The organism is Burkholderia sp. HAN2018, assembly GCF_024704855.1.
GTDB classification, from domain to species: domain Bacteria; phylum Pseudomonadota; class Gammaproteobacteria; order Burkholderiales; family Burkholderiaceae; genus Burkholderia; species Burkholderia cepacia.
Genome location: NZ_QOBB01000090.1, coordinates 1 through 19,980, shown reverse-complemented (window position 1 = coordinate 19,980; position 19,980 = coordinate 1). Strand labels below are relative to the sequence as shown.

18 protein-coding genes are annotated in these 19,980 nt (G+C 67.8%); 11 read left to right on the top strand and 7 right to left on the bottom strand.

Annotated features, from left to right (window positions below):
• The first annotated feature begins 8 nt into the window (after positions 1-8).
• Genes DPV74_RS21975 through argE form a run of 3 tightly spaced genes read left to right on the top strand, consistent with a single transcriptional unit; the run spans position 9 to position 2,288 of the window.
• Positions 9-458 (top strand): RidA family protein, encoded by a 450-nt coding sequence (locus DPV74_RS21975; protein ID WP_059682437.1) that lies wholly within the window; start codon positions 9-11, stop codon positions 456-458.
• Positions 455-1,132: a DUF1028 domain-containing protein gene (locus tag DPV74_RS21970; protein ID WP_059555806.1), complete on the top strand. Its 678-nt coding sequence runs from the start codon at positions 455-457 to the stop codon at positions 1,130-1,132. The genes DPV74_RS21975 and DPV74_RS21970 overlap by 4 nt, the downstream gene beginning before the upstream one ends.
• Positions 1,125-2,288, top strand: coding sequence for an acetylornithine deacetylase (argE, locus tag DPV74_RS21965; RefSeq protein WP_091921669.1), 1,164 nt, complete (start codon positions 1,125-1,127; stop codon positions 2,286-2,288). The genes DPV74_RS21970 and argE overlap by 8 nt, the downstream gene beginning before the upstream one ends.
• Before the next feature lie 58 nt (positions 2,289-2,346).
• Here the strand turns inward: argE and DPV74_RS21960 are convergent, their stop codons facing one another.
• On the bottom strand, positions 2,347-3,270 hold the full coding sequence (locus DPV74_RS21960) for a LysR substrate-binding domain-containing protein (protein ID WP_091921839.1): 924 nt from the start codon (positions 3,268-3,270) through the stop codon (positions 2,347-2,349).
• 403 nt (positions 3,271-3,673) lie between these two features.
• Between DPV74_RS21960 and DPV74_RS21955 the strand changes: the two genes are divergently transcribed.
• Entirely contained in the window at positions 3,674-5,095 is a 1,422-nt protein-coding gene (locus DPV74_RS21955) for a cytosine permease (protein ID WP_059695768.1), read from the top strand.
• 137 nt (positions 5,096-5,232) lie between these two features.
• Here DPV74_RS21955 and DPV74_RS21950 read toward each other — a convergent pair whose 3' ends face one another.
• From DPV74_RS21950 to DPV74_RS21935, 4 genes are all read right to left on the bottom strand, one after another.
• Positions 5,233-7,512: an FdhF/YdeP family oxidoreductase gene (locus tag DPV74_RS21950; protein WP_060317481.1), complete on the bottom strand. Its 2,280-nt coding sequence runs from the start codon at positions 7,510-7,512 to the stop codon at positions 5,233-5,235.
• Between the two features lie 124 nt (positions 7,513-7,636).
• Positions 7,637-10,462 carry an ATP-dependent Clp protease ATP-binding subunit gene (locus tag DPV74_RS21945; protein WP_091921671.1) on the bottom strand — a complete coding sequence of 942 codons (2,826 nt, stop codon included), beginning with the start codon at positions 10,460-10,462 and terminating at the stop codon, positions 7,637-7,639.
• A 628-nt stretch (positions 10,463-11,090) separates the two neighbouring features.
• Positions 11,091-11,360 carry a hypothetical protein gene (locus DPV74_RS21940; RefSeq protein ID WP_027792496.1) on the bottom strand — a complete coding sequence of 90 codons (270 nt, stop codon included), beginning with the start codon at positions 11,358-11,360 and terminating at the stop codon, positions 11,091-11,093.
• 102 nt (positions 11,361-11,462) lie between these two features.
• Positions 11,463-12,278, bottom strand: a complete 816-nt coding sequence (locus DPV74_RS21935; RefSeq protein ID WP_021157952.1) for a family 1 encapsulin nanocompartment shell protein — start codon at positions 12,276-12,278, stop codon at positions 11,463-11,465.
• Positions 12,279-12,717: 439 nt separating this feature from the next.
• Between DPV74_RS21935 and DPV74_RS21930 the strand changes: the two genes are divergently transcribed.
• Complete coding sequence (locus DPV74_RS21930; protein ID WP_021157953.1) at positions 12,718-13,107, top strand: GIY-YIG nuclease family protein; 390 nt, start codon at positions 12,718-12,720, stop codon at positions 13,105-13,107.
• A gap of 174 nt (positions 13,108-13,281) precedes the next feature.
• Here the strand turns inward: DPV74_RS21930 and DPV74_RS21925 are convergent, their stop codons facing one another.
• Positions 13,282-14,343 (bottom strand): Dyp-type peroxidase, encoded by a 1,062-nt coding sequence (locus tag DPV74_RS21925; protein WP_027792497.1) that lies wholly within the window; start codon positions 14,341-14,343, stop codon positions 13,282-13,284.
• 368 nt (positions 14,344-14,711) lie between these two features.
• Here DPV74_RS21925 and DPV74_RS21920 point away from each other — a divergent pair, with 368 nt between their 5' ends.
• The 5 genes from DPV74_RS21920 (at position 14,712) to DPV74_RS21900 (ending at position 18,199) form a co-directional block, all read left to right on the top strand.
• Positions 14,712-15,104 (top strand): LysR family transcriptional regulator, encoded by a 393-nt coding sequence (locus DPV74_RS21920; RefSeq protein ID WP_091921673.1) that lies wholly within the window; start codon positions 14,712-14,714, stop codon positions 15,102-15,104.
• Complete coding sequence (locus DPV74_RS21915) at positions 15,101-15,550, top strand: phosphate-starvation-inducible protein PsiE (RefSeq protein WP_059682421.1); 450 nt, start codon at positions 15,101-15,103, stop codon at positions 15,548-15,550. Before DPV74_RS21920 ends, DPV74_RS21915 begins: the two co-directional genes overlap by 4 nt.
• A 98-nt stretch (positions 15,551-15,648) precedes the next feature.
• Positions 15,649-16,104 (top strand): DUF1269 domain-containing protein, encoded by a 456-nt coding sequence (locus DPV74_RS21910; RefSeq protein WP_091921675.1) that lies wholly within the window; start codon positions 15,649-15,651, stop codon positions 16,102-16,104.
• A 34-nt stretch (positions 16,105-16,138) separates the two neighbouring features.
• Positions 16,139-16,393, top strand: a complete 255-nt coding sequence (locus DPV74_RS21905) for a hypothetical protein (protein WP_059695756.1) — start codon at positions 16,139-16,141, stop codon at positions 16,391-16,393.
• A 381-nt stretch (positions 16,394-16,774) separates the two neighbouring features.
• A complete protein-coding gene (locus DPV74_RS21900; RefSeq protein ID WP_060180734.1) occupies positions 16,775-18,199 on the top strand; it encodes a PLP-dependent aminotransferase family protein in 1,425 nt (474 codons plus the stop codon).
• A gap of 34 nt (positions 18,200-18,233) precedes the next feature.
• Here DPV74_RS21900 and DPV74_RS21895 read toward each other — a convergent pair whose 3' ends face one another.
• Positions 18,234-19,394 (bottom strand): NAD-dependent formate dehydrogenase, encoded by a 1,161-nt coding sequence (locus DPV74_RS21895; protein WP_119337953.1) that lies wholly within the window; start codon positions 19,392-19,394, stop codon positions 18,234-18,236.
• A gap of 236 nt (positions 19,395-19,630) precedes the next feature.
• Here DPV74_RS21895 and DPV74_RS21890 point away from each other — a divergent pair.
• Positions 19,631-19,980 (top strand): Rieske 2Fe-2S domain-containing protein (locus DPV74_RS21890; RefSeq protein ID WP_162923105.1); only part of this gene is annotated, 350 nt, incomplete at its 3' end.

Below are 19,980 nucleotides of genomic sequence, written 5' to 3'. Positions count from 1 at the left end.
GGATTTCGATGAGCCAACCGACCCACACCCGTATCCGCATGTTCAACACGAAGGATACCTACCCGAACCAGACGCTCGACAACGACCTGTGCCAGGCCGTGCGGGCCGGCAACACCGTCTACGTGCGCGGCCAGGTCGGCACCGACTTCGACGGCAACCTGGTCGGCCTCGGCGACCCGCGCGCGCAGGCCGAGCAGGCGATGAAGAACGTCAGGCAGCTGCTGGAGGAAGCCGGCAGCGACCTCACGCACATCGTGAAGACGACGACCTACCTGATCGACCCGCGTTATCGCGAGCCGGTGTACCAGGAAGTCGGCAAGTGGCTGAAGGGCGTGTATCCGATCTCGACGGGGCTCGTCGTGTCCGCGCTCGGCCAGCCGCAGTGGCTGATGGAAATCGACGTGATCGCCGTGATTCCGGACAACTGGCAGCCGAACCGCGCCCGGGAGGCGACATGACTTTCTCCATCGTCGGGCGCTGCCCGGAGACGGGCCAGCTCGGCATAGCGATCAGCTCGTCGAGCATCGCGGTGGGCGCGCGCTGCCCGTGGGTGCGCGCGGGCGTCGGCGCCGTCGCGACGCAGAACATCACGCTGCCGGCGCTCGGCCCGCAGATCCTCGACCTGATCGAGCACGAACAGCTTGCGCCCGCCGCGGCGCTCGACCGCGCGCTCAGCGCGAACGGCTGGAGCCAGTACCGGCAGGTCACGGTGATCGACGGGCAGGGGCAGGCGGCGTGTTTCACCGGCAAGGAAGCGCTCGGCACGCATCACGCGGTGCGCGGCGAACAGTGCGTGGCGGCCGGCAACCTGCTGGCTTCGCCGGACGTGATCGACGCGATGGCGCGCGCCTTCGAGCAGGCGCCCGGCCTGCTCGCCGATCGCCTGCTCGCCGCGATGCACGCGGCGATCGCGGCCGGCGGCGAGGCGGGGCCGGTGCACTCGGCCGCGCTGAAGGTGGCGGGCGACGTGACCTGGCCGATCGTCGACCTGCGCGTCGACTGGGCCGATGCCGATCCGGTCGGGCAGCTCGATGCGCTGTGGCGGGCGTATCGGCCGCAGATGCAGGACTACCAGACGCGCGCGCTGAACCCGACCGCCGCGCCGAGCTACGGAGTACCGGGCGATGAATGACACGTCGAGCCGTGCGTTGCTCGCGCGGCTGATCGGTTTCGCGACGGTCAGCCGCGATTCGAATCTCGAGATGATCGGTTTCATCCGCGACTATCTCGCGGGCTTCGGCGTCGAGAGCGAACTGTTCTACAACGCGGAACGGACGAAGGCGAGCCTGTACGCGACGATCGGGCCGCGCGATCGCGGCGGCATCGCGCTGTCGGGCCATACCGACGTGGTGCCGGTCGACGGGCAGGCGTGGACGGTCGAACCGTTCCGGCTGACCGAGCGCGACGGCCGCCTGTACGGGCGCGGCACGGCCGACATGAAGGGCTTCATCGCGTCGGCGCTGGCGGCCGTGCCGGCGTTCGTCGCACGGCCGCTGCGCGTGCCCGTGCATCTCGCGTTCTCGTACGACGAGGAAGTCGGCTGCCTCGGCGTGCGGCCGATGCTCGACGCACTGGCCGAGCGCCCGCACCGGCCGCGCCTGTGCCTGATCGGCGAGCCGACCGAACTGAAGCCGGTGCTCGGCCACAAGGGCAAGCTCGCGATGCGCTGCCACGTGAAGGGGGCCGCGTGCCATTCGGCGTATGCGCCGTCGGGCGTCAACGCGATCGACTATGCGGCGAAGCTGATCGGCCGGCTCGGCGAGATCGGCGCGGCGCTCGCGCGGCCCGAACGGCACGACGGCCGTTTCGATCCGCCGTTCTCGACCGTGCAGACGGGGCTGATCAAGGGCGGCCGCGCGCTGAACATCGTGCCGGCCGAATGCGAGTTCGACTTCGAGGTGCGTGCGCTGCCGGATTTCGACGCGCACGACGTGCCGCGCAAGCTGCAGGACTATGCGGAATCCGAACTGTTGCCGCGAATGCGTGCGGTGCAGCCCGATACCGACATTCGATTGCAGCCGCTGGGCGCGTATCCGGGGCTGGCCACTGCGCCGGACAGCGAGGCCGCACGCCTGCTCGCGATGCTGAGCGGTTCCGATGCGTTCGGCACGGTCGCATTCGGCACCGAGGGCGGGCTGTTCGGGCAGGCCGGGATTCCGGCCGTGGTATGCGGGCCCGGCAGCATGGACCAGGGGCACAAGCCCGACGAGTTCGTCACGCTCGACCAGCTGCATGGATGCGACGCGATGCTGAGTCGTCTGGCCGCCTGTCTGTCGTCGGCCGCCTGAAGTCGTCACCGCAAACACGCCCGCACCGCCTCGCGCGGTGCGGGCGTGTTTGCGCGTCTTATCTCGCCGTTTCCGCGACGATCTGCGCGAGCCGCTCGCGGCAGAAGTCGACGAACGACTGCGCCTGCTTCGTGAGCTGGCCGCGCTTCAACCGCGCGCTCACGAGCCCCGACGGGCTCACCGTTTCGCTGAGGCCGATCGTCACGACCCGCTGGCCGTCGTATGTGTATTCGGAATGCGGGCGCGTGACGAGCAGCGAGAAGCCGAATCCCTGGCCGACCATCCCGCGCACCATCTCGATCGACGGCGACCCGAACACGATGTTCGGCGTAAGCCCGAGTTCGTGAAAGAGGCTGACGAAATACGTGCGGCTCGGCTGCACGTCGAGCAGGATCATCGGCTCGACGCAGAGGTCGCGCAACGACACGTGTGCCTGGCCCGCGAACCGGTGGTTCTCCGGCAGCAGCACGTACGGCTGCTGCGGCGGCATCAGCGGCTCGGTGTCGATCGTGCCGTCGAGATCGTGGTCGTACATGAGCGCGAGATCGAACGTGCCGGACGTCAGGCCCTGCACGAGTTCCTGCTGGTCGCCGTCGCGCAGCCGGATGTTCACGCCCGGGTAGCGCTCGCGAAAGCCCGCGATCAGTTGCGGCAGGTAGAGCGGCGCGACCGTCTCGAAGCAGCCGATGTCGATCTGCCCGGTGATCACGTCGTTGTCGGCGAGCGCGTTCTGTTCGAATTCGTGCGCGATGCGCAGCAGCTCCTGCGCTTTCCGGTAGAAGCGCGTGCCGCCCGGCGTCAGCGATACGCCCTGCGCATGATGGCGGATGAACAGCTTCACGCCGAAGCTCTCTTCCAGCCCCTTGATCGCGCTGGAGATCGACGGCTGCGCGATGAAGAGCTGGCGCGAGGCCTCGGCCACGCTGCCGGATTCCACCGTCGTCACGAAGTATTTCAGTTGCCGCAAAGTGTAGTGAGCCACACGCACCTCTGATGCACGGCCCCGGCGTGCCGCCGCGGGCGCAATCTGTCCATGGTTGTGCGTAGCACCTTACCTGAAAGGCCCCGGCGCCGGAATTTCCGCTGCAGAGCTTTTTCGTATGTCCCGGAAATATTTTTAGTATTTTCCGGTCGCGATACCCGTGGCGCACCATCGTCTCCAACCTGGATCGCGAAGATCACCACGATCACGAAGCGGCCGCGCACGCGCCGGCGGGGTATGTCATCCGTCCCCGCGAGCGGTTCGTTCGCTGCGTTCGACTCCGCCGCGCGTGCACGCGGTGCGTCGTCGTTCGCGTATCCGGACCCGATTGCAGGCGCGCACCCCGACGCGCGCCGGCTGACACGGCACGCGCGCATCGCCGCGCAGGACAGGAGACTTCACCATGACGAACGCGGAACGCAATGCGTCCCCGATGATAGAGAAGCACACGATCGGCTACGTGCCGCCCGCCGAGCGCCACGGCAAGGTGCGCGACCTGTTCACGCTCTGGTTCGGCGGCAACATCGCGCCGCTGCCGATCGTGACCGGCGCGCTTGGCGTGCAGATGTTCCACCTGAACCTGCTATGGGGCATCGTCGCGATCGTCGTCGGCCAGGCGGTGGGCGGCGTGCTGATGGCGCTGCATTCGGCGCAGGGGCCGCAGATGGGCATCCCGCAGATGATCCAGAGCCGCGCGCAGTTCGGCTCGTGGGGCGCGTTGCTCGTCACCGTGATCGCGGCCGTGATGTACGTCGGCTTCTTCGCGTCGAACATCGTGCTCGCCGGCAAGTCGGTGCACGGCATCGCGGCGTCGGTGCCGGTGCCCGTCGGCATCGTGATCGGCGCGGTGGGTTCGGGGCTGATCGGGATCGTCGGATACCGGTTCATCCACATCCTGAACCGGATCGGCACCTGGGTGCTCGGCATCGGCATCGTCGTCGGCTTCTGGATGATCCTCTCGCACGTGACGACCGACGATTTCCTGACGCGCGGCGGCTTCGACTTCGCGGGCTGGCTCGCGACGGTGTCGCTGTCGGCGTTGTGGCAGATCGCGTTCGCGCCGTACGTGTCGGACTATTCGCGCTATCTGCCGGAAAACGTCGGCGTGGCGTCGACGTTCTGGGCGACCTACCTCGGCTGCACGATCGGCTCGACGCTCGCGTTCATCTTCGGCGCGGTCGCGGTGCTCGCGGTGCCGGCCGGCGCGGACACGATGGATGCGGTCAAGCAGGCGACCGGCCCGCTCGGCCCGCTGATGCTCGTGCTGTTCCTGCTGAGCGTGATCAGCCACAACGCGCTGAACCTGTACGGCGCGGTGCTCGCGGTGATCACGTCGGTGCAGACGTTCGCGTACCGGTGGATTCCGACCGCGAAGGCGCGTGCGGTGGTGTCGGTCGTGATCTTCGTCGCGTGCTGCTACGCGGCGATCGGCGCGTCGACGAACTTCGTCGGCAACCTCGTCGATCTCGTGCTCGCGCTGCTCGTCGTGCTGGTGCCGTGGACCGCGATCAACCTGATCGACTTCTACGTGATCCACAAGGGCAAGTACGACATCCAGTCGATCTTCATGGCCGACGGCGGGATCTACGGCCGCTTCAACCCGCAGGCGCTGCTCGCGTATGCGATCGGCATCCTCGTGCAGATCCCGTTCATGAACACGCCGATGTATGCGGGTCCGATTCCCGCGCATCTCGGCGGCGCGGACCTGTCGTGGCTCGTGGGGCTCGCGCTGACGTCGCCGCTGTACTACTGGCTTGCGACGCGCGACAGCGCGTATCGGCGCCGGCAGACGGGCGCGACGATGCCGCCGACGGCGGTGCGGTAAGCCGGGCGTCGTTCGGCGCGATGAAACGAAACGGCCGCCGCATCGGTTGCGATGCGGCGGCCGGGAAAGGCGGGAGCGGGGCGGCAGGCGGGTTCAGGCGCGCGGCGTGCCGCGACGCGAACCCGCCTGCCCGCGGATCAGACCACCGCCGAGCGCACGACGTGCACCGGCACCGACTTGTACGACGGCGTGCCGCTTTCCTTGTCGATGTAGTCGAGCGGCACGAGCACGTTCGCTTCCGGGTAGTACGCGCCGACCGAGCCCGGCGCGATGTCGTACTCGATCGCGGTGATCTTCTCGAGACGCAGCGTGCGGCCTGATGCGGTGATCGTCTCGATGTCGACCAGGTCGCCGTGTTCGAGCCCGTACTTCGCGAGATCGGCCGGGTTCATGAACAGCACGTCGCGACGCCCGAACACGCCGCGATAACGGTCGTCGAGCCCGTAGATCGTCGTGTTGTACTGGTCGTGGCTGCGCAGCGTGATGAGCCGCAGCACCTGCTCGCCGCCGAGCACGTCGGCATCCTCCTTCACGCCCTTGTAGACCGAGAACATCGCCTTGCCGGTCGGCGTCGGCCACACGCGCTCGGTGGGCGGCAGCGGCAGCCGGAAGCCGCCCGGCGTGCGGATGCGCTCGTTGAACGCCTCGAAGCCGTCCACCGTGCGGTCGATCAGGTCGCGGATGCGGTCGTAGTCGGCGATCAGGTCGAGCCATGCGACCTTGCTGTTCGGCAGCGTCGCATGCGCGATCCCCGCGACGATCGCGGGCTCCGAGCGCAACTGGTCGGACGCCGGCTTGAGCTTGCCGGCCGACGCGTGGACCATCGACATCGAATCCTCGACGGTGATCGACTGGCGGCCGGTGGCCTGCATGTCGAGTTCGGTGCGGCCGAGCACCGGCAGGATGAAGGTTTCCTTCGCGACCAGCAGGTGCGAGCGGTTCAGCTTCGTGCCGAGATGCACGCTCAGGTCGAGCTTCGCCATCGCCGGGAACGACTGTTCCGGATCGGGCAGCGCGACCGCGAAGTTGCCGCCGAGGCACAGCAGCGCCTTCGCGGTGCCGTCGATCATGGCCTGCATCGCCTGCACCGCGTCGTGCCCGTGATGCGCGGGCGGCGTGAAGCCGCACACGTCCTCGATCTTCTTCAGGAACTCGGCCGACGGCTTCTCGGTGATGCCGACCGTGCGGTTGCCCTGCACGTTCGAATGGCCGCGCAGCGGGCACACGCCGGCGCCGGGCTTGCCGATGTTGCCGCGCATCAGCAGCAGGTCGGCGATCAGGCGCACGGTTGCGGTGCCCTTGTTGTGCTGCGTGACGCCCATCCCGTACGTGACGATCGTCGCGTTCGACTTCGCGTACGCGAGCGCGACCTGTTCGAGCTGCGCCTGGCTGAGGCCGCTCGCGCGTTCGATGTCGTCCCACGACGTGGCTTCGAGGTCCGCCGAGAACGCGTCGAAGCCGTCGGTGTGCTGCGCGATGAAATCGCGGTCGAGCACGTTGCCTTGCTCGGCTTCGAGCTTCAGCAGCGCTTTCATGATGCCCTTCAGCGCGGCCGCGTCGCCGCCCGCGTCGACCTGGTAGTACGTCGACGCGATCCGCGTCGAGCCGAACGACGCCATCTCGATCATGTCCTGCGGGTCCGCGAAGCGTTCGAGCGCGCGCTCGCGCAGCGGGTTGAACACGATGATCGGCACGTTGCGCCGCGAGCACTCGTGCAGCGTGCCCATCATCCGCGGGTGGTTCGTGCCGGGGTTGTGGCCGATCGAGATGATCAGCTCGCAGTGGTCGAAATCCTCCAGCGACACGGTGCCCTTGCCGATGCCGATCGACTGCGGCAGGCCGACGCTGGTCGGCTCGTGGCACATGTTAGAGCAGTCGGGGAAGTTGTTGGTGCCGAGCTCGCGCGCGAACAGCTGGTACAGGTACGCGGCTTCGTTCGATGCGCGGCCCGACGTGTAGAACTCGACCTGCTCGGGCGGCAGCGCGCGCAGCACTTCGCCGATGCGGGCGAACGCATCGTCCCATGCGATCTCGCGGAACGTGTCGGTCGCGCGATCGTAGACGAGCGGATGCGTGAGCCGGCCCATGTTCTCCAGTTCGTAGTCCGACATGCGCAGCAGCGACGACACGGTGTTCGCCGCGAAGAACTCGGGCGTCACGCGCTTGGTCGTCGCTTCCCACGTGACGGCCTTCGCGCCGTTCTCGCAGAACTGGAACGTCGACTTGTGTTCCTTGTCGGGCCACGCACAGCCGGGGCAGTCGAAGCCGTCGGGCTGGTTGGTCCGCATCAGCACGATCGGCGCCTCGATGGTCTCCATCTGGGTGCGCACCGCGTCGGCTGTCGCGCGAAGCGCGCCCCAACCGCCGGCGGGCCCGTCGTACTTCCTGATGCCTGGCACTTCGCGTCGATTTGTCATGGTGAATCTCCAATAGCCGGGCCCGGTGCGGGTGGCTCGGTTGCGCCGTGTCGCGGCGTGGGGCGGCTCCGTCCGGCGGACGGAGCCGGTCATGCGTGCCCCGGGTTGCAGGGCATGCGTTGTTTTAGTGTGCGTCCTTCTTCGCGCCGGACGACTTCTTGCCGGGTTTCGCCGCGGGCGGCGGGGCGGCGGCGGGCGTGTCGTCCGGTTTCGCGTCTGCTGCTGCCTTGGCTGCCCGGCCGTTGGGCTTGGCCTTGCCGTCGGCTTCCTTCGCTTCCTTCGCTTCAGGCGCGGCGAGCTTGTTGAACTTCACTTCGTCGCTGTCCTTGTCGTAGTCGACCTCGCACTTGTCGCCCGACTTCAGCCGGTCGGCGAGGATCTCCTTGGCGAGCCGCGTCTCGATGGTCTGGCGGATCTGGCGCTTCAGCTCGCGCGCGCCGAACTCCGGCTGGTAGCCGGCTTCGGTCAGGTGCTCGACAAGCGAATCGCCCATCACGAGCGTAATGTCCTGCGCGGCGGCCGTGCGGATCACGCGGTCGAGCTGGATCTGCACGATCGAGCGGATGTTCTCCTTCGACAGCGCGTGGAAGACGATCACCTCGTCGATGCGGTTCAGGAACTCGGGGCGGAAATGGCCCTTCAGCACCTGCATCAGTTCCTCGCGGATCGCCTTGTCGGTCTTGCGCGCGGCTTCCGGCTGCGTGAGGTTGTCCATGATGATCGCGGCGCCGAGGTTGCTCGTCGCGATGATGATCGTGTTGCTGAAGTCGACCACGCGGCCCTTGCCGTCGGTCAGGCGGCCGTCGTCGAACACCTGCAGCAGCACGTTGTACACGTCCGGGTGCGCCTTCTCGATCTCGTCGAGCAGGATCACGCTGTACGGGCGGCGCCGCACGCGCTCGGTGAGCTGGCCGCCTTCGTCGTAGCCGACGTAGCCGGGCGGCGCGCCGATCAGCCGCGCGACCGCGTGCCGCTCCATGTACTCGGACATGTCGATGCGGATGATCGCCTGCTCGTCGCCGAACACGGTCTCGGCGAGCGCCTTCGCGAGCTCGGTCTTGCCGACGCCCGTCGGCCCGAGGAACAGGAACGTCGCGATCGGCCGGTGCGTCTGGCCGAGCCCCGCGCGCGACAGCCGCACGGCATCGCTGACGGCCACCACCGCGTCGCTCTGGCCGACCACGCGCTCGCGCAGCTGCTCTTCCATCTTCAGCAGCTTCTGGCGTTCTTCCTGCGTGAGTTCGGACACGGGGATGCCGGTCAGGCGCGACACGACCTCGGCCACGGATTCGACCGTCACCTCGAGCGTCTCGGAGCCCGTCTTGCGCTGCCACGCCTCCATCTTCTCGTCGACGGCCTTCTGCTTCGCGTTGATCTGCTCCTCGAACTGCTTCGCTTCGTCGAAGCGCTTGCGCGAGGTCGCATAGTCCTGCTCGCGCTTCAGTTGCGCGATCTGCGCTTCGCCTTCCTGAATGTCGACCGGGCGCGACGTCGCGCCGATCCGCACGCGTGCGGCGGCCTGGTCGATCAGGTCGATCGCCTTGTCGGGGAGGAAGCGCGACGTGATGTAGCGGTCGGCGAATTCCGCGGCCGCGACGAACGCGTCGTCGGCGAACGTTACCTGGTGATGCGCCTCGAGGCTGTCGCGCAGCCCGCGCAGGATCACGATCGTCTGCTCGACGCTCGGCTCCGGCACGAACACAGGCTGGAAGCGCCGCTCGAGCGCGGCGTCCTTCTCGATGTACTTCTGGTATTCGTTGAGCGTCGTCGCGCCGATCAGGCTCAGCTCGCCGCGCGCGAGCGCGGGCTTCAGCACGTTCGCGATGTCGAGGCCGCCTTCGCCGCCGCCCTGGCCGGCGCCGACGATCGTATGCAGCTCGTCGATGAACAGGATCAGTTCGTCCTGCTTCGCCGTGACTTCGTCGATCAGCTGCTTCGCGCGCTCCTCGAACTCGCCGCGATACTTGGCGCCTGCCACCATCGAGTTGATGTTGACTTCGACGAGCCGCTTGTCGCGCAGCACCTCGGGCACGTCGCCGTTGACGATCCGCTGCGCGAGCCCTTCGACGATCGCCGTCTTGCCGACACCCGGCTCGCCGATCAGCACCGGGTTGTTCTTCTTGCGGCGCGCGAGCACCTCGATCGTGCTCTCGATTTCCTGCGCGCGGCCGAGCACCGGGTCGAGCTTGCCCTGGCGCGCGATCGCGGTGAGGTCGCGGCCGAACTTGTCGAGGTTCGGCGTGCCGGTCGGCGCATCGACGCGGCCGTCCTCGGCACCCTTGCCGACCACCTTCACGACTTTCTGGCGCAACGCCTCGGGCGTCACGCCGTATTTCTTCAGCAGCGTGCCGGCGACGCTGTCCGGCACCGACGCGAGCCCGATCAGCAGGTGCTCGGGGCCGATGTACGAATGGCCGAGATCGCGCGACGCCTGGAATGCGTACTGCACGGCCTTCTTCACGCGCGGCGAGATCGACAGCTTGTCGAGCGGCGCATCGGGGTCGGCCGTGCCGGTGTGCGCGTGCTCGTCGATGTACGACCGGATGTCCTGCGGCGACAGCTTCAGTTCTTTCAGCAGCGCGGCGCACACATCGGTGTCCGCGAGCGCGTAAAGCAGGTGTTCGGAATCGAGCTCGCTGCGGCGCAGCTCGTGCGCCTTCTCGGCCGCGCGCTGCAGCAGTTCCAGCGTCTGCTCGCTGAACGCGTCGGTCGGGTCGACCGATTCGCGCGGGACTTCGGCGGCGAGCGGCGATTCGTCACCGAGCCCGCCGAACAGCGACGACGAGCCGCCGCCCAGCAGCGAATCGAACGGGTTCAGCATGCTTTGATGCCGCATCAGCTGACGGAAGTGGTAGTCGCAGATCGAGATGGTCTTGCGCTCGCCGTCCTGCATCACGGTTGCGCGCGCGACGGCCGGCCGGGCGTGGCAGATATCGCAAAGTGCGGGCATGGTGGTCTGGCTCCTGTCGGTGAAAGTGGGTCGAAGGGTGAAGTCCCGATGCGGTGCGGCGCTTGCGCGGCCCGACCGCGGACGCACGACGCGAAGCAGGGCGGCACGGCGGCGCGCGGGCCGTGCCCGGGCTGTCGCGCAGTGCGCGCCGGCGTCGTGCGCGGTCGCGGTCAGGACGGCAGGCGTGCGTGCCGGGAGGAGCCCACGGCATCGCTTCGACTGCGTTCAAAATAGCGAATCGGCGGAGGCCATCCAAGACACAGTTCCGCGCCGGCCCGGCTGCGAATTGCACCCTCGGATGCGGGCGCGCACGGGCGAAGAGGAGCACAGACGGGCGGATGCACGGCGGCGCGGGCGTGCGCGGTACGCGTAACGTACGGTAACCGGAAAGCGGAGCGGGCGCCACGCGAACGGGGCGCGGTGCGACATGGGCGCGCAGGGCGCCGGTGGCAGGTGGATGGAGGGCGCCGCGGGTGGTCGGGCGCGACGGAAGCGCCGCACGGGGGACGTGCGGCGAGCGGCCGGATGCAACCATGCGCGCACCGCGGACGATGCGTGCGTGGCGGCCGAAGGAGCAGGCGGGTTGCACGGTCCGGACCGGACAGGGCGCAACCGCGGCGTGCCGCGGTCAGTCCGGGAGGGTCATCGCGAGCCGTTGCCGGGCGATCTGCTTCACGTCCGTTGACAGTGCCGCATCCGGCAGGCCATTGGCCCAGACGGAGAACGAATCCTCGATCAGGTTGCGCGTGTCGGGCGGCAACTCGGCCAGGACCAGCGACAGGACGGTGAACAGCACGGCGGTGTCGCCGGCCTGGCGGCTCGCGTTCGCGTCGACCGCCTTCTTCAACTGGTCGACCGACGCCTGCAGCGCCTGTAATGCCTCATTCGACTCGCTCATCACACACTCCATGCAAAGTGGGTTCGATCGGCGACGAACATGCAGCCGGCGGTGCGGCCGGCCGCGCGCGACGCCCGGCGGGCATCGCGCGGACAGCCGAGGTCAGGCCGTTGGATTGCCCTGCGGTGCGACGGCCACCGATGCTTCGCTCGTCAGCATCAGGAACGTGAACGTTTCGCGCAGGTACAGGCGGACGACCTTGTCGGTATGGCTCGTGTAGCCGATCGATACGTCTTCCCCGAGATGCAGCTCGTAATCGCCGCCGCGCGTGGACAGCACGCAGCCGCCGCTGATCGCCGGCGCCCAGATGATCTCGCCGCTGACGATCCGTTTGATATGGCCGAGGACCGGATAACCCTGGTCGCGCGCCTCGCTGAGCGCCGTGTACGCATCCGAGCCGAGCACCACCGAATACGGGCCGTCGACGCCGGCCAGGCGGAGCGCCTCGAGCGCATCGCTGATCGCGTCGGGATACGCGCTGACGTCTGCCGGCAGCGTGAGCTTGCGGTTCGACGTGCCTTCGCGGATGCCGACGATGCCGGCGGCCCGGTAGCCGTCGAAGATCGCGTTGTCTTCGGCGAACGCGAGCCGCTGCGCGGCGTCCTTCGCCGGTTGCCAGTCGGCATCGCGCGCGCCGCGCTCGACGCTGTCGATCGCATCGCGGCTCAACTCGAACGGCACCGTCAGCTCGACGATCGTGCGGACTTCGCGCAGCCGCGCGTTCACGTGCTCGCGCGGCGCGTCGACGGCGACCAGGTGCCCGGTGCCGACGGCCGACAGCTCGGGGCCTTCGGGGCCGTCGACATCGACGACGCGGCGGCCGGCCACCGATCGTTTGAACGTGCGTGCCACTTCCTCCTCGATTTGTTCCCAGGCGGAAGACGAGATCGGGGCGAGTTCGCGGTGCAGGTTATTCATGGATTTGGATTGCCTCACGTCAGCGGAAACACTTGATGGCGGGCCGATCGGCTGACGGGCTGTGCGTGATGCCAGCCTGCCGATCGCGGACGAAAATGAATATTAGCAGGCTCGATCGACACCGCTGCAGCACAAATCGAAACGACACCGTGCGGTGGCGCAACTGTGATGCAATTCGTGCGGTGCGGGTGTGGGCGAACACGGAATGCCGCGACTGGATTGCCGCGATACCCGGGGCGTGCCGGCGGCACCGTCGCCCGGGCCGCGTTCGACGCTGTGCGGAATCAATTCCGGTCGACGTCCTGTCGCGAGTCGTGCATTCTTACGAACATTCATCCAGCCGGGTTTCTGCCAGCAGGGATTGGGCGGTTGTCGGAGCCGGGCCCGGATGAATCATAGATGCAGCCTATTGATGCTTCACAACAAGTGGAGGTCGTTCATGGCATTGCAACTCGTCTCGCCCGAAGACAAATACATGCTGAAGACGGGCGTCATCAATCACGAGGATGTCATCGGGCATTTGCGGCAGGTATTGAACGCGTTTGCCGCGAAGCCGGAGTACAGCAAGTTCTATATCGGCATCACCAGCGACCTGTACACCCGGCTGGCGAAACATCGCGCCACCAAGCCTGACTTCAAGCTGATGGCCCCGATCTATCTCGAAGCGCACAACCTGGTCGGGAACGCGTTCGACCGTCTGGAGCGCAAGGCCATCGAGACGTTTCGTACCGGCATCACGCACCCCCAATCCGGCGAACGGCTGCTGGCATGCAGCAACGGCCCGGGCGGGGCGTTGCCGAAGAACTGGCTCTATATTCTGGTGGGTTGAGTCGCGTGGCCGGCGTGCCGGGAATGCAAGCCTGCGCGCGTCACTGCCCATAAGCGGTGGCGCGGTGGGGGGCTGTTGCGCAGCGCTGTACGCGCGCTCCGGCCGACTGAACAGAGGCGGTTCCTGACACGCCCGGCGCGCGGTCGCGCGCCGGACGGCCATCGGTACCCTGCGTTACGACGGGATGCCTTTCAGCGAGCCGATTTTCAGCGAACCGTCGCGATGCGGTGCGGACGGCGACGCTTCCGGCTGCGCGGCGTCGGCGGCCGGCGCCGCGCGATCGGCGAGCGCTTCGAGCAGGTCGGCGGACGGCACGAAGAACAGCGAGCCGGTGACCGCGCGGCTGTAGTCGAGCAGGCGGTCGTAGTTGCCGGGCGGGCGGCCGACGAACATGTTCTCGAGCATCTGCTCGATCGGCGCCGGCGAGCGTGCGTAGCCGATGAAATAGGTGCCGAATTCGCCCGCGCCCGGGCGCCCGAACGGCATGTTGTCGCGCAGGATCTTCACTTCCTGGCCGTTCTCGTCGAGCGTGGTCAGCGAGCTGTGCGAGCACGACGGCTTCACGTCCGGCGCGAGTTCGATGTCCGACAATTTGGTGCGGCCGATGATGCGCTCCTGCGTCTCGACCGCGAGCGCGTTCCAGCCGGCCATGTCGTGCAGGTACTTCTGCACGATCACGTAGCTGCCGCCCGCGAATTCCGCGTCTTCGTCGCCGATCACCGTGAAGTCGACCGCCTCGCGGCCTTCCGGGTTTTCGGTGCCGTCGACGAAGCCGATCATCGCGCGCTGGTCGAAATTGCGGAAGCCGTGCACCTCGTCGACCACCGTGACGGCATCGCCGAGCGCGCCGAGCAGCTGCGTCGCGAGTTCGAAGCACAGGTCCATCGCTTCCGCGCGGATGTGCAGCAGGATGTCGCCCGGCGTCGCGACCGCGACGCGCTGCCCCGCGCCGAACTCGCGGAACGGATGCAGCGCGGCGGGGCGCGGGTCGCCGAACAGCGCGTCCCATGCGTCGGCGCCGAAGCCGCATACGCAGGTGAGGTTGCCGCCGGGCACGCGCTTGCCGACCGAGCGCACGAGCGCGGCGATGTCGCCGCACCATGAACGGATCGTGTCGGCGTGATCGGCGCCGGGATTGATCGTCGCCACGAGGAAGATCGCGCTGCGCGTGATCGGGCTGTGAACGGCCTGGGAGAGTGGGGGAGGTGTCTGCATCGTGGGCTGCCGGTCAGTCATGTCGGGACGGGCGGGCCGTGGCGCGCGAAGGCGAACGGTTGAACTGTGTCATGCGACTGTTCTCTTGGTGTCATGCGGATGAAGGACGTCGCGCGTGCCTCGCGCAACGGGCCGCGGCGGTGGCGGCCGGCCGCGCGGCGCGTGACCGGCCCGCACCGCGTAACGTCGTCGAGCAAGCAATCTAGCAGCTTCGGCGGGGCTTTGGAACCCGTATCGCCGAACTGTCATGCGAATGCGTCAAACAGGGCCGGTTTTCGGGCGGCGCGCGCGCAGCTGTACTCCTGGCGTGCGCGGCGCTGTGCTCTTGAGCGTGCGCGGCGCGTGCAGTAGATTAGGTTCCGCTGCGCCCGCCGACGAGGAGCGTCATCATGAACCTGCTGGAAGCGATGCGTGTGTATGTCGCGGTGGTCGAGCGTGGCGGCCTGTCCGGCGCGGCGTCCGAACTGCGGCTCGACGAAGCGCAGGTGAGCGAACGGATCGACTGCCTCGAACGGTATCTCGGCTGTCGCCTGCTGCTGTGCCGCGAGCACGACGACGTGGCCTGCTCCGATGCGGGCGTCGCGTTCCACGTGTGCTGCCGCCGGACGCTGTCCGCGGTCGAGCAGGCGATCGGCGCGGCCGGCCCGCACGCGCCGGCGGTGCCGGATGCGCCCGACGCGCCCGACGTGCCCGATAGCGGGGCCGTGCATGCTGCCGCGCGCGACGCGGCGTTCCCGCCACCCGGCGCCGTTCACGTTTCCTCAACGCGACTGTCACCTTGAATACGACCACCGTTCCCAGCTCGCCGGCCGAGCGCATTCGCCGCCGCTTCGGCCATTTCCTTCACGCGGCCGAGCTGGCCGGGCTGATCGTGATCGGGCTCGCGACCGCGTTCGCGATGGCGCAGGAAGCGTGGAAGGTCGTGCTGGCGGGCGAAGTGTCGCTGACCGACCTGCTGCTGATGTTCCTGTACCTGGAAGTGCTCGCGATGGACGTGCGCTACCTGCGGCTCGGCCGGCTGCCCGTGCGGTTTCCGCTGTTCATTGCGATGACGTCGCTCGCGCGCGACCTGATCCTGCGCGGGGCGACCGACAGCCCCGAGCGGATGCTGATGACGACGTTCGGAATCGTGCTGCTCGCGGTGGGCGTGCTGATCCTGAGTTTCGGCCAGCATCGCTTTCCGGCGGATGTCGACGATGTCGAGGACGATGTGCATGCGCGCAGGTGAGGAGCGGGCGGCGTGCCGCATGCGGTGCGGCGGCTGTAACCGGTCAAAGCGGCCAAACTGATCAAACTGACCAACCAACCAACCGAGCGAGGTATCGAATGACCAGGCAACTGATCGTCGCCGTGTTCGGCAGCGTCGACACGGCCCGTCGGGCCGCGAGCGATTTCGGGGCGCTGTCGGACAAGCATGAGGGATTCCACATCGAGAACGGCGTCGTCGTCGAGAAGGACGCGACCGGCAAGCTCGCGGTGCTCGATGCCGAATCGCGTCCGTTCAAGGGCGGCGTGATCGGCGCGATCGCAGGCGGGTTGCTCGGGCTGCTCGCCGGGCCGCTCGGCGTGGTCACCGGCATGGCGGCCGGCGCGGGGGCCGGCATTCTCGCGGAAGCGGCCGGCAACGCGCTGCTCGACGGCACGTTCGTCGAGACGATTGCGGCGCGGCTCGTGCCCGGCAGCGTCGCGGTCATCCTCGAAGCGAAGGAGGACACGCCGTTCTCGGTCGACAACGTCGTGACGGGATTCGGCGGCAAGGTGTTCCGCCAGACGCTCGAGTGAGACGCTTCCTTTCGGCCTGCTTCGGGAGAACCGCATGCGCATCGATCAATCGTACCGGCGCTTCGACATCGCGGCGACGTTGACGCCGCTGCCCGGCAGCGGCAAGCGCGCGATCGCGACCGTCGACGTGACGACCGCCGATCCGGCCCGCGTCGCCGATCTCGGCACCGGGCAATTCCTGCAGATCCGCAAGTGGGTCGAGTCGAACGACGCCGCGTGGCTGACGGTGGTGTTCGACGAGTGCAAGGTCGCGATCGACCACTACGCGGACAACGTCGACGACGCTTGATCACACGCGAGGCCCGCGCATGACCGGGCTTCGCGTGACGGCCGCCCGCCGGCCGGCGGCAATACGCGAGCACGTGCTCCTGCATGGAGCCTGGTGAATGGCCCCGCGCCGGGCCGTGCCGTCGCGTTCGAATCTGTTCACCACGCCGGCCGGATTTGGCGTTTCCTCGCCAAACTGTCACTTACATTCGTCGAAATGACGCAGTAGGATGCCGAACCTTGTCTAGATGAGATTCGCGTTGCTATCCGCCTTCAATTTCGATAACGGACGAGGTTCGAACCGGGCCCCCCGCGCCCGGGCACGGCTATCCGGCTTCGTGCACCGGCGCGGCCATGCCGCCCGTGCACCGCAGGCCGGTTCATCGCTGGCGGGGCGAGGCGGATGAAGCTCTACGAGAAATTTGCAAACGACGTAGAGAGACTCATCCGGCAAGGCGTATATCGACACGGCGATCGTGTGCCGTCGGTGCGGCAGGCGAGCCAGCAGCACCGGATCAGCATCACGACCGTGCTGCACGCGTATCTGCTGCTGGAAAGCCGCGGGCTGCTCGAAAGCCGCCCGCAGTCCGGCTATTTCGTGAACCTGCGGCGCGACGACGGCCATGCGCCGGTGCGCGAGCTGCGGCCGTCGAAGCCGATCGCGATCTCGTCGTCGGTGGACGTGAGCCGGCTCGTGCTGTCGACGCTGCGCTCGATCGGCACCGACGACGCAGTGCCGCTCGGCTCGCCGTACCCGGACCCGAGCCTGTTTCCGTTCGAGAAGCTGAACCGCTATGCGTATGCGGCCGGCCGCGACAAGTCGCTGTGGGGCGTGACGGACGGATTGCCGCCCGGGCATCCGCGGCTGATCCGGCAGATTGCACGGCGCTACCTGGAAAACGGGATGTCGGTGGACCCGAACGAGATCATCGTGACGGTCGGTGCGACGGAGGCGATCAACCTGTGCCTGCAGGCGGTGGCGAAACCGGGCGACACGATCGCAGTGGAATCGCCGACGTTCTACGCGATGCTGCACGCGATCGAGCGGATGGGGATGAAGGCGATCGAGGTGGCGACGCATCCGGAATACGGGATCGACATCGCCGCGCTGGCCGCGATCGCGAAGTCGCAGCCGATTGCTGCGTGCATGGTGATGCCGAACTTCCAGAACCCGCTCGGCTTCCAGATGCCCGACGAGCGCAAGCGCGAACTGGTCGAGTTCGCCGCGAAAGCCGACCTGCCTGTCATCGAGAATGGCGTGTACAACGAACTGTACTTCGGCAACATGCATCCGAGCACGCTGAAGTCGTTCGACCGCCACGACATCGTGCTGCATTGCGCGTCGTTCTCGAAGAGCCTGACGGCCGCGTACCGGATCGGCTGGGCGCTGCCCGGCCGTTATCGCGAGCAGGTCGAGAAACTGAAGTTCCTGAACACGCTCGCGACGCCGTCGCTGCCGCAGCTCGCGATCGCGGAGTTTCTCGAACGCGACGGCTACGAGCATCACCTGCGGCGGATTCGCAAGGCGTATGCGCAGCAGGCGAACCTGATGCGCACGATGGTGTCGCGGTTTTTCCCGGAAGGCACGCGCATCTCGAGCCCGGCGGGGGGTTACGTGCTGTGGGTCGAGTTGCCCGTGCAGGTCGATGCGATGCGGCTGTACCAGCTCGCGCTGGAGCAGGGCATCACGATCGGGCCCGGCTACATGTTCTCGATCGCCGACAGCTACCGGAATTTCATCCGCCTCAACTACAGCAGCCCGTGGTCGCCGGAGATCGAGCAGGCGGTCGTGACCGTCGGCAAGCTCGCCGCCTACTGCGTCGACTGACCCTACCGCCGCGCGTCGGGCGCGGCGCGTGGCGTCACGTCAGCCGGTACGACTGCGCGCCCGTTCCCGCGAGCGTGCCGCCGTCGACGATCAGGTATTCGTTGCGGATCGGCTTGCCGTCGAACCAGCACTGCAGGATCTCCAGCGTGCCGGCCGCATAGCGTGCCTGCGCGGACAGCGACGTGCCGGAGATGTGCGGGGTCATCCCGTTGAACGGCATCGCGCGCCACGGGTGATCGGCCGGCGCCGGCTGGGGAAACCACACGTCGCCGCCGTAGCCCGCGAGATGCCCGGACGTGACCGCATTCACGACCGCGTCGCGGTCGACCAGCTTCGCGCGGGCGGTGTTGATCAGGTACGCGCCGCGCTTCATGCGCGCGATCATCGCCGCGTCGAACAGGTGCTCCGTCGACGGGTAAAGCGGGATCTGCAGGTTGACGATGTCGACGGCGCTCGCGAGCGACGCGGCATCGGCGTGATACGTGAGCGCGAGTTCCTGCTCGACCGACGCGTCGAGCCGGTGGCGCTGCGTGTAGTGCAGCTGCAGGCCGAACGGCTTCAGCCGGCGCAGCACGGCGAGCCCGATGCGCCCCGCGCCGACCGTGCCGAAATGCATGCCCTCGACGTCGTAGCTGCGCGACACGCAATCCGCGATGTTCCAGCCGCCTTGCTGCGCGATCGCATGCGACGGCAAGTAGTTGCGTACCAGCGCGAGCGTCGTCATCACCACGTGCTCGGCCACGCTGATACTGTTCGAGCCGGTGACTTCGGCGACGGTGACATGCGCGCGAGCGGCGGCGTCGAGATCGACGTGATCGGAGCCGATGCCGGCCGTCAGCGCGAGCTTCAGCTTCGGCGCGCGGGCGATCCGTTCGGCCGTCAGGTACGCGGGCCAGAACGGCTGCGAGATCACCACGTCCGCTTCGGGCAGCCGGCGCTCGAATTCGGAATCGGGGCCGTCCTTGTCGCTCGTGACGATCAGCGTGTGGCCGTGCGCCTCCAGATAGCCGCGCAACCCGAGCGCGCCGGACACCGAGCCGACGAGTTCGCCGGGCCGGAAGCCGAGCGGGCCGGCCGGCGTCGGCGCGGTTTGCCCGTCCGCGTAGTGCGTGATGACCGGAATCGCATCGCGCACGTAGCGCGGCGGGTAGCCGTCGACCGGATCGGGGTAGAGCACGCACAGGACGGTGGCCATCGGGTAGCACTCCTGGTGAAGGGGGGAATGTGGCACGCGGATTGCGCAGGACGCGCGACGTGCCCTCGCAGGCAACGGGTGTGTTGCGCCGCAACGTTGATGACGTTCTACGCCCGTCATGGCTCGCGTACAAGCTACAGTCGGTGTTTGCGTGCGCTGCGGAGGCGTCTGTACCTGTTCTTTTCAAATGGGATGTCGATAATGGGATCGTTACCTGACTTTCCGGGAGCCACGTCATGACTGGAAGCGACGCTTCGTCGTCACGCCCCGACCTCACGCAGGGCATCGCGCTCGACGATCTCGCCGACGGCGCGATGATCGAGGGCCATGTCGGCGATACCGCGGTGCTGCTCGTGCGCCGCGCCGACGAACTGTTTGCCGTGGGCGCGCAGTGCCCGCACTACGGCGCGCCATTGGCCGACGGCCTGCTGGAGGGCGACACGATCCACTGCCCATGGCATCACGCGGCGTTCTGCCTGCGCACGGGCGCGCTGCTGCGCGCACCGGCGCTCGACGGGCTCCCGTGCTGGCGCGTCGAACGCCGCGACGGCCGTGCCGTCGTGCTCGATGCGCGGCCGGCCGCCGC

Bases quoted from the DNA above. Each gene is read 5' to 3' on its own strand.
- DPV74_RS21940 (WP_027792496.1), bottom strand. From the start codon at position 11,360: ATGAGCGAGTCGAATGAGGCATTACAGGCGCTGCAGGCGTCGGTCGAC.
- DPV74_RS21910 (WP_091921675.1), top strand. From the start codon at position 15,649: ATGACCAGGCAACTGATCGTCGCCGTGTTCGGCAGCGTCGACACGGCC.
- DPV74_RS21905 (WP_059695756.1), top strand. From the start codon at position 16,139: ATGCGCATCGATCAATCGTACCGGCGCTTCGACATCGCGGCGACGTTG.
- DPV74_RS21955 (WP_059695768.1), top strand. From the start codon at position 3,674: ATGACGAACGCGGAACGCAATGCGTCCCCGATGATAGAGAAGCACACG.
- DPV74_RS21975 (WP_059682437.1), top strand. From the start codon at position 9: ATGAGCCAACCGACCCACACCCGTATCCGCATGTTCAACACGAAGGAT.
- DPV74_RS21935 (WP_021157952.1), bottom strand. From the start codon at position 12,278: ATGAATAACCTGCACCGCGAACTCGCCCCGATCTCGTCTTCCGCCTGG.
- DPV74_RS21920 (WP_091921673.1), top strand. From the start codon at position 14,712: ATGAACCTGCTGGAAGCGATGCGTGTGTATGTCGCGGTGGTCGAGCGT.
- DPV74_RS21970 (WP_059555806.1), top strand. From the start codon at position 455: ATGACTTTCTCCATCGTCGGGCGCTGCCCGGAGACGGGCCAGCTCGGC.
- DPV74_RS21925 (WP_027792497.1), bottom strand. From the start codon at position 14,343: ATGACTGACCGGCAGCCCACGATGCAGACACCTCCCCCACTCTCCCAG.
- argE (WP_091921669.1), top strand. From the start codon at position 1,125: ATGAATGACACGTCGAGCCGTGCGTTGCTCGCGCGGCTGATCGGTTTC.
- DPV74_RS21945 (WP_091921671.1), bottom strand. From the start codon at position 10,462: ATGCCCGCACTTTGCGATATCTGCCACGCCCGGCCGGCCGTCGCGCGC.
- DPV74_RS21950 (WP_060317481.1), bottom strand. From the start codon at position 7,512: ATGACAAATCGACGCGAAGTGCCAGGCATCAGGAAGTACGACGGGCCC.
- DPV74_RS21895 (WP_119337953.1), bottom strand. From the start codon at position 19,394: ATGGCCACCGTCCTGTGCGTGCTCTACCCCGATCCGGTCGACGGCTAC.
- DPV74_RS21900 (WP_060180734.1), top strand. From the start codon at position 16,775: ATGAAGCTCTACGAGAAATTTGCAAACGACGTAGAGAGACTCATCCGG.
- DPV74_RS21930 (WP_021157953.1), top strand. From the start codon at position 12,718: ATGGCATTGCAACTCGTCTCGCCCGAAGACAAATACATGCTGAAGACG.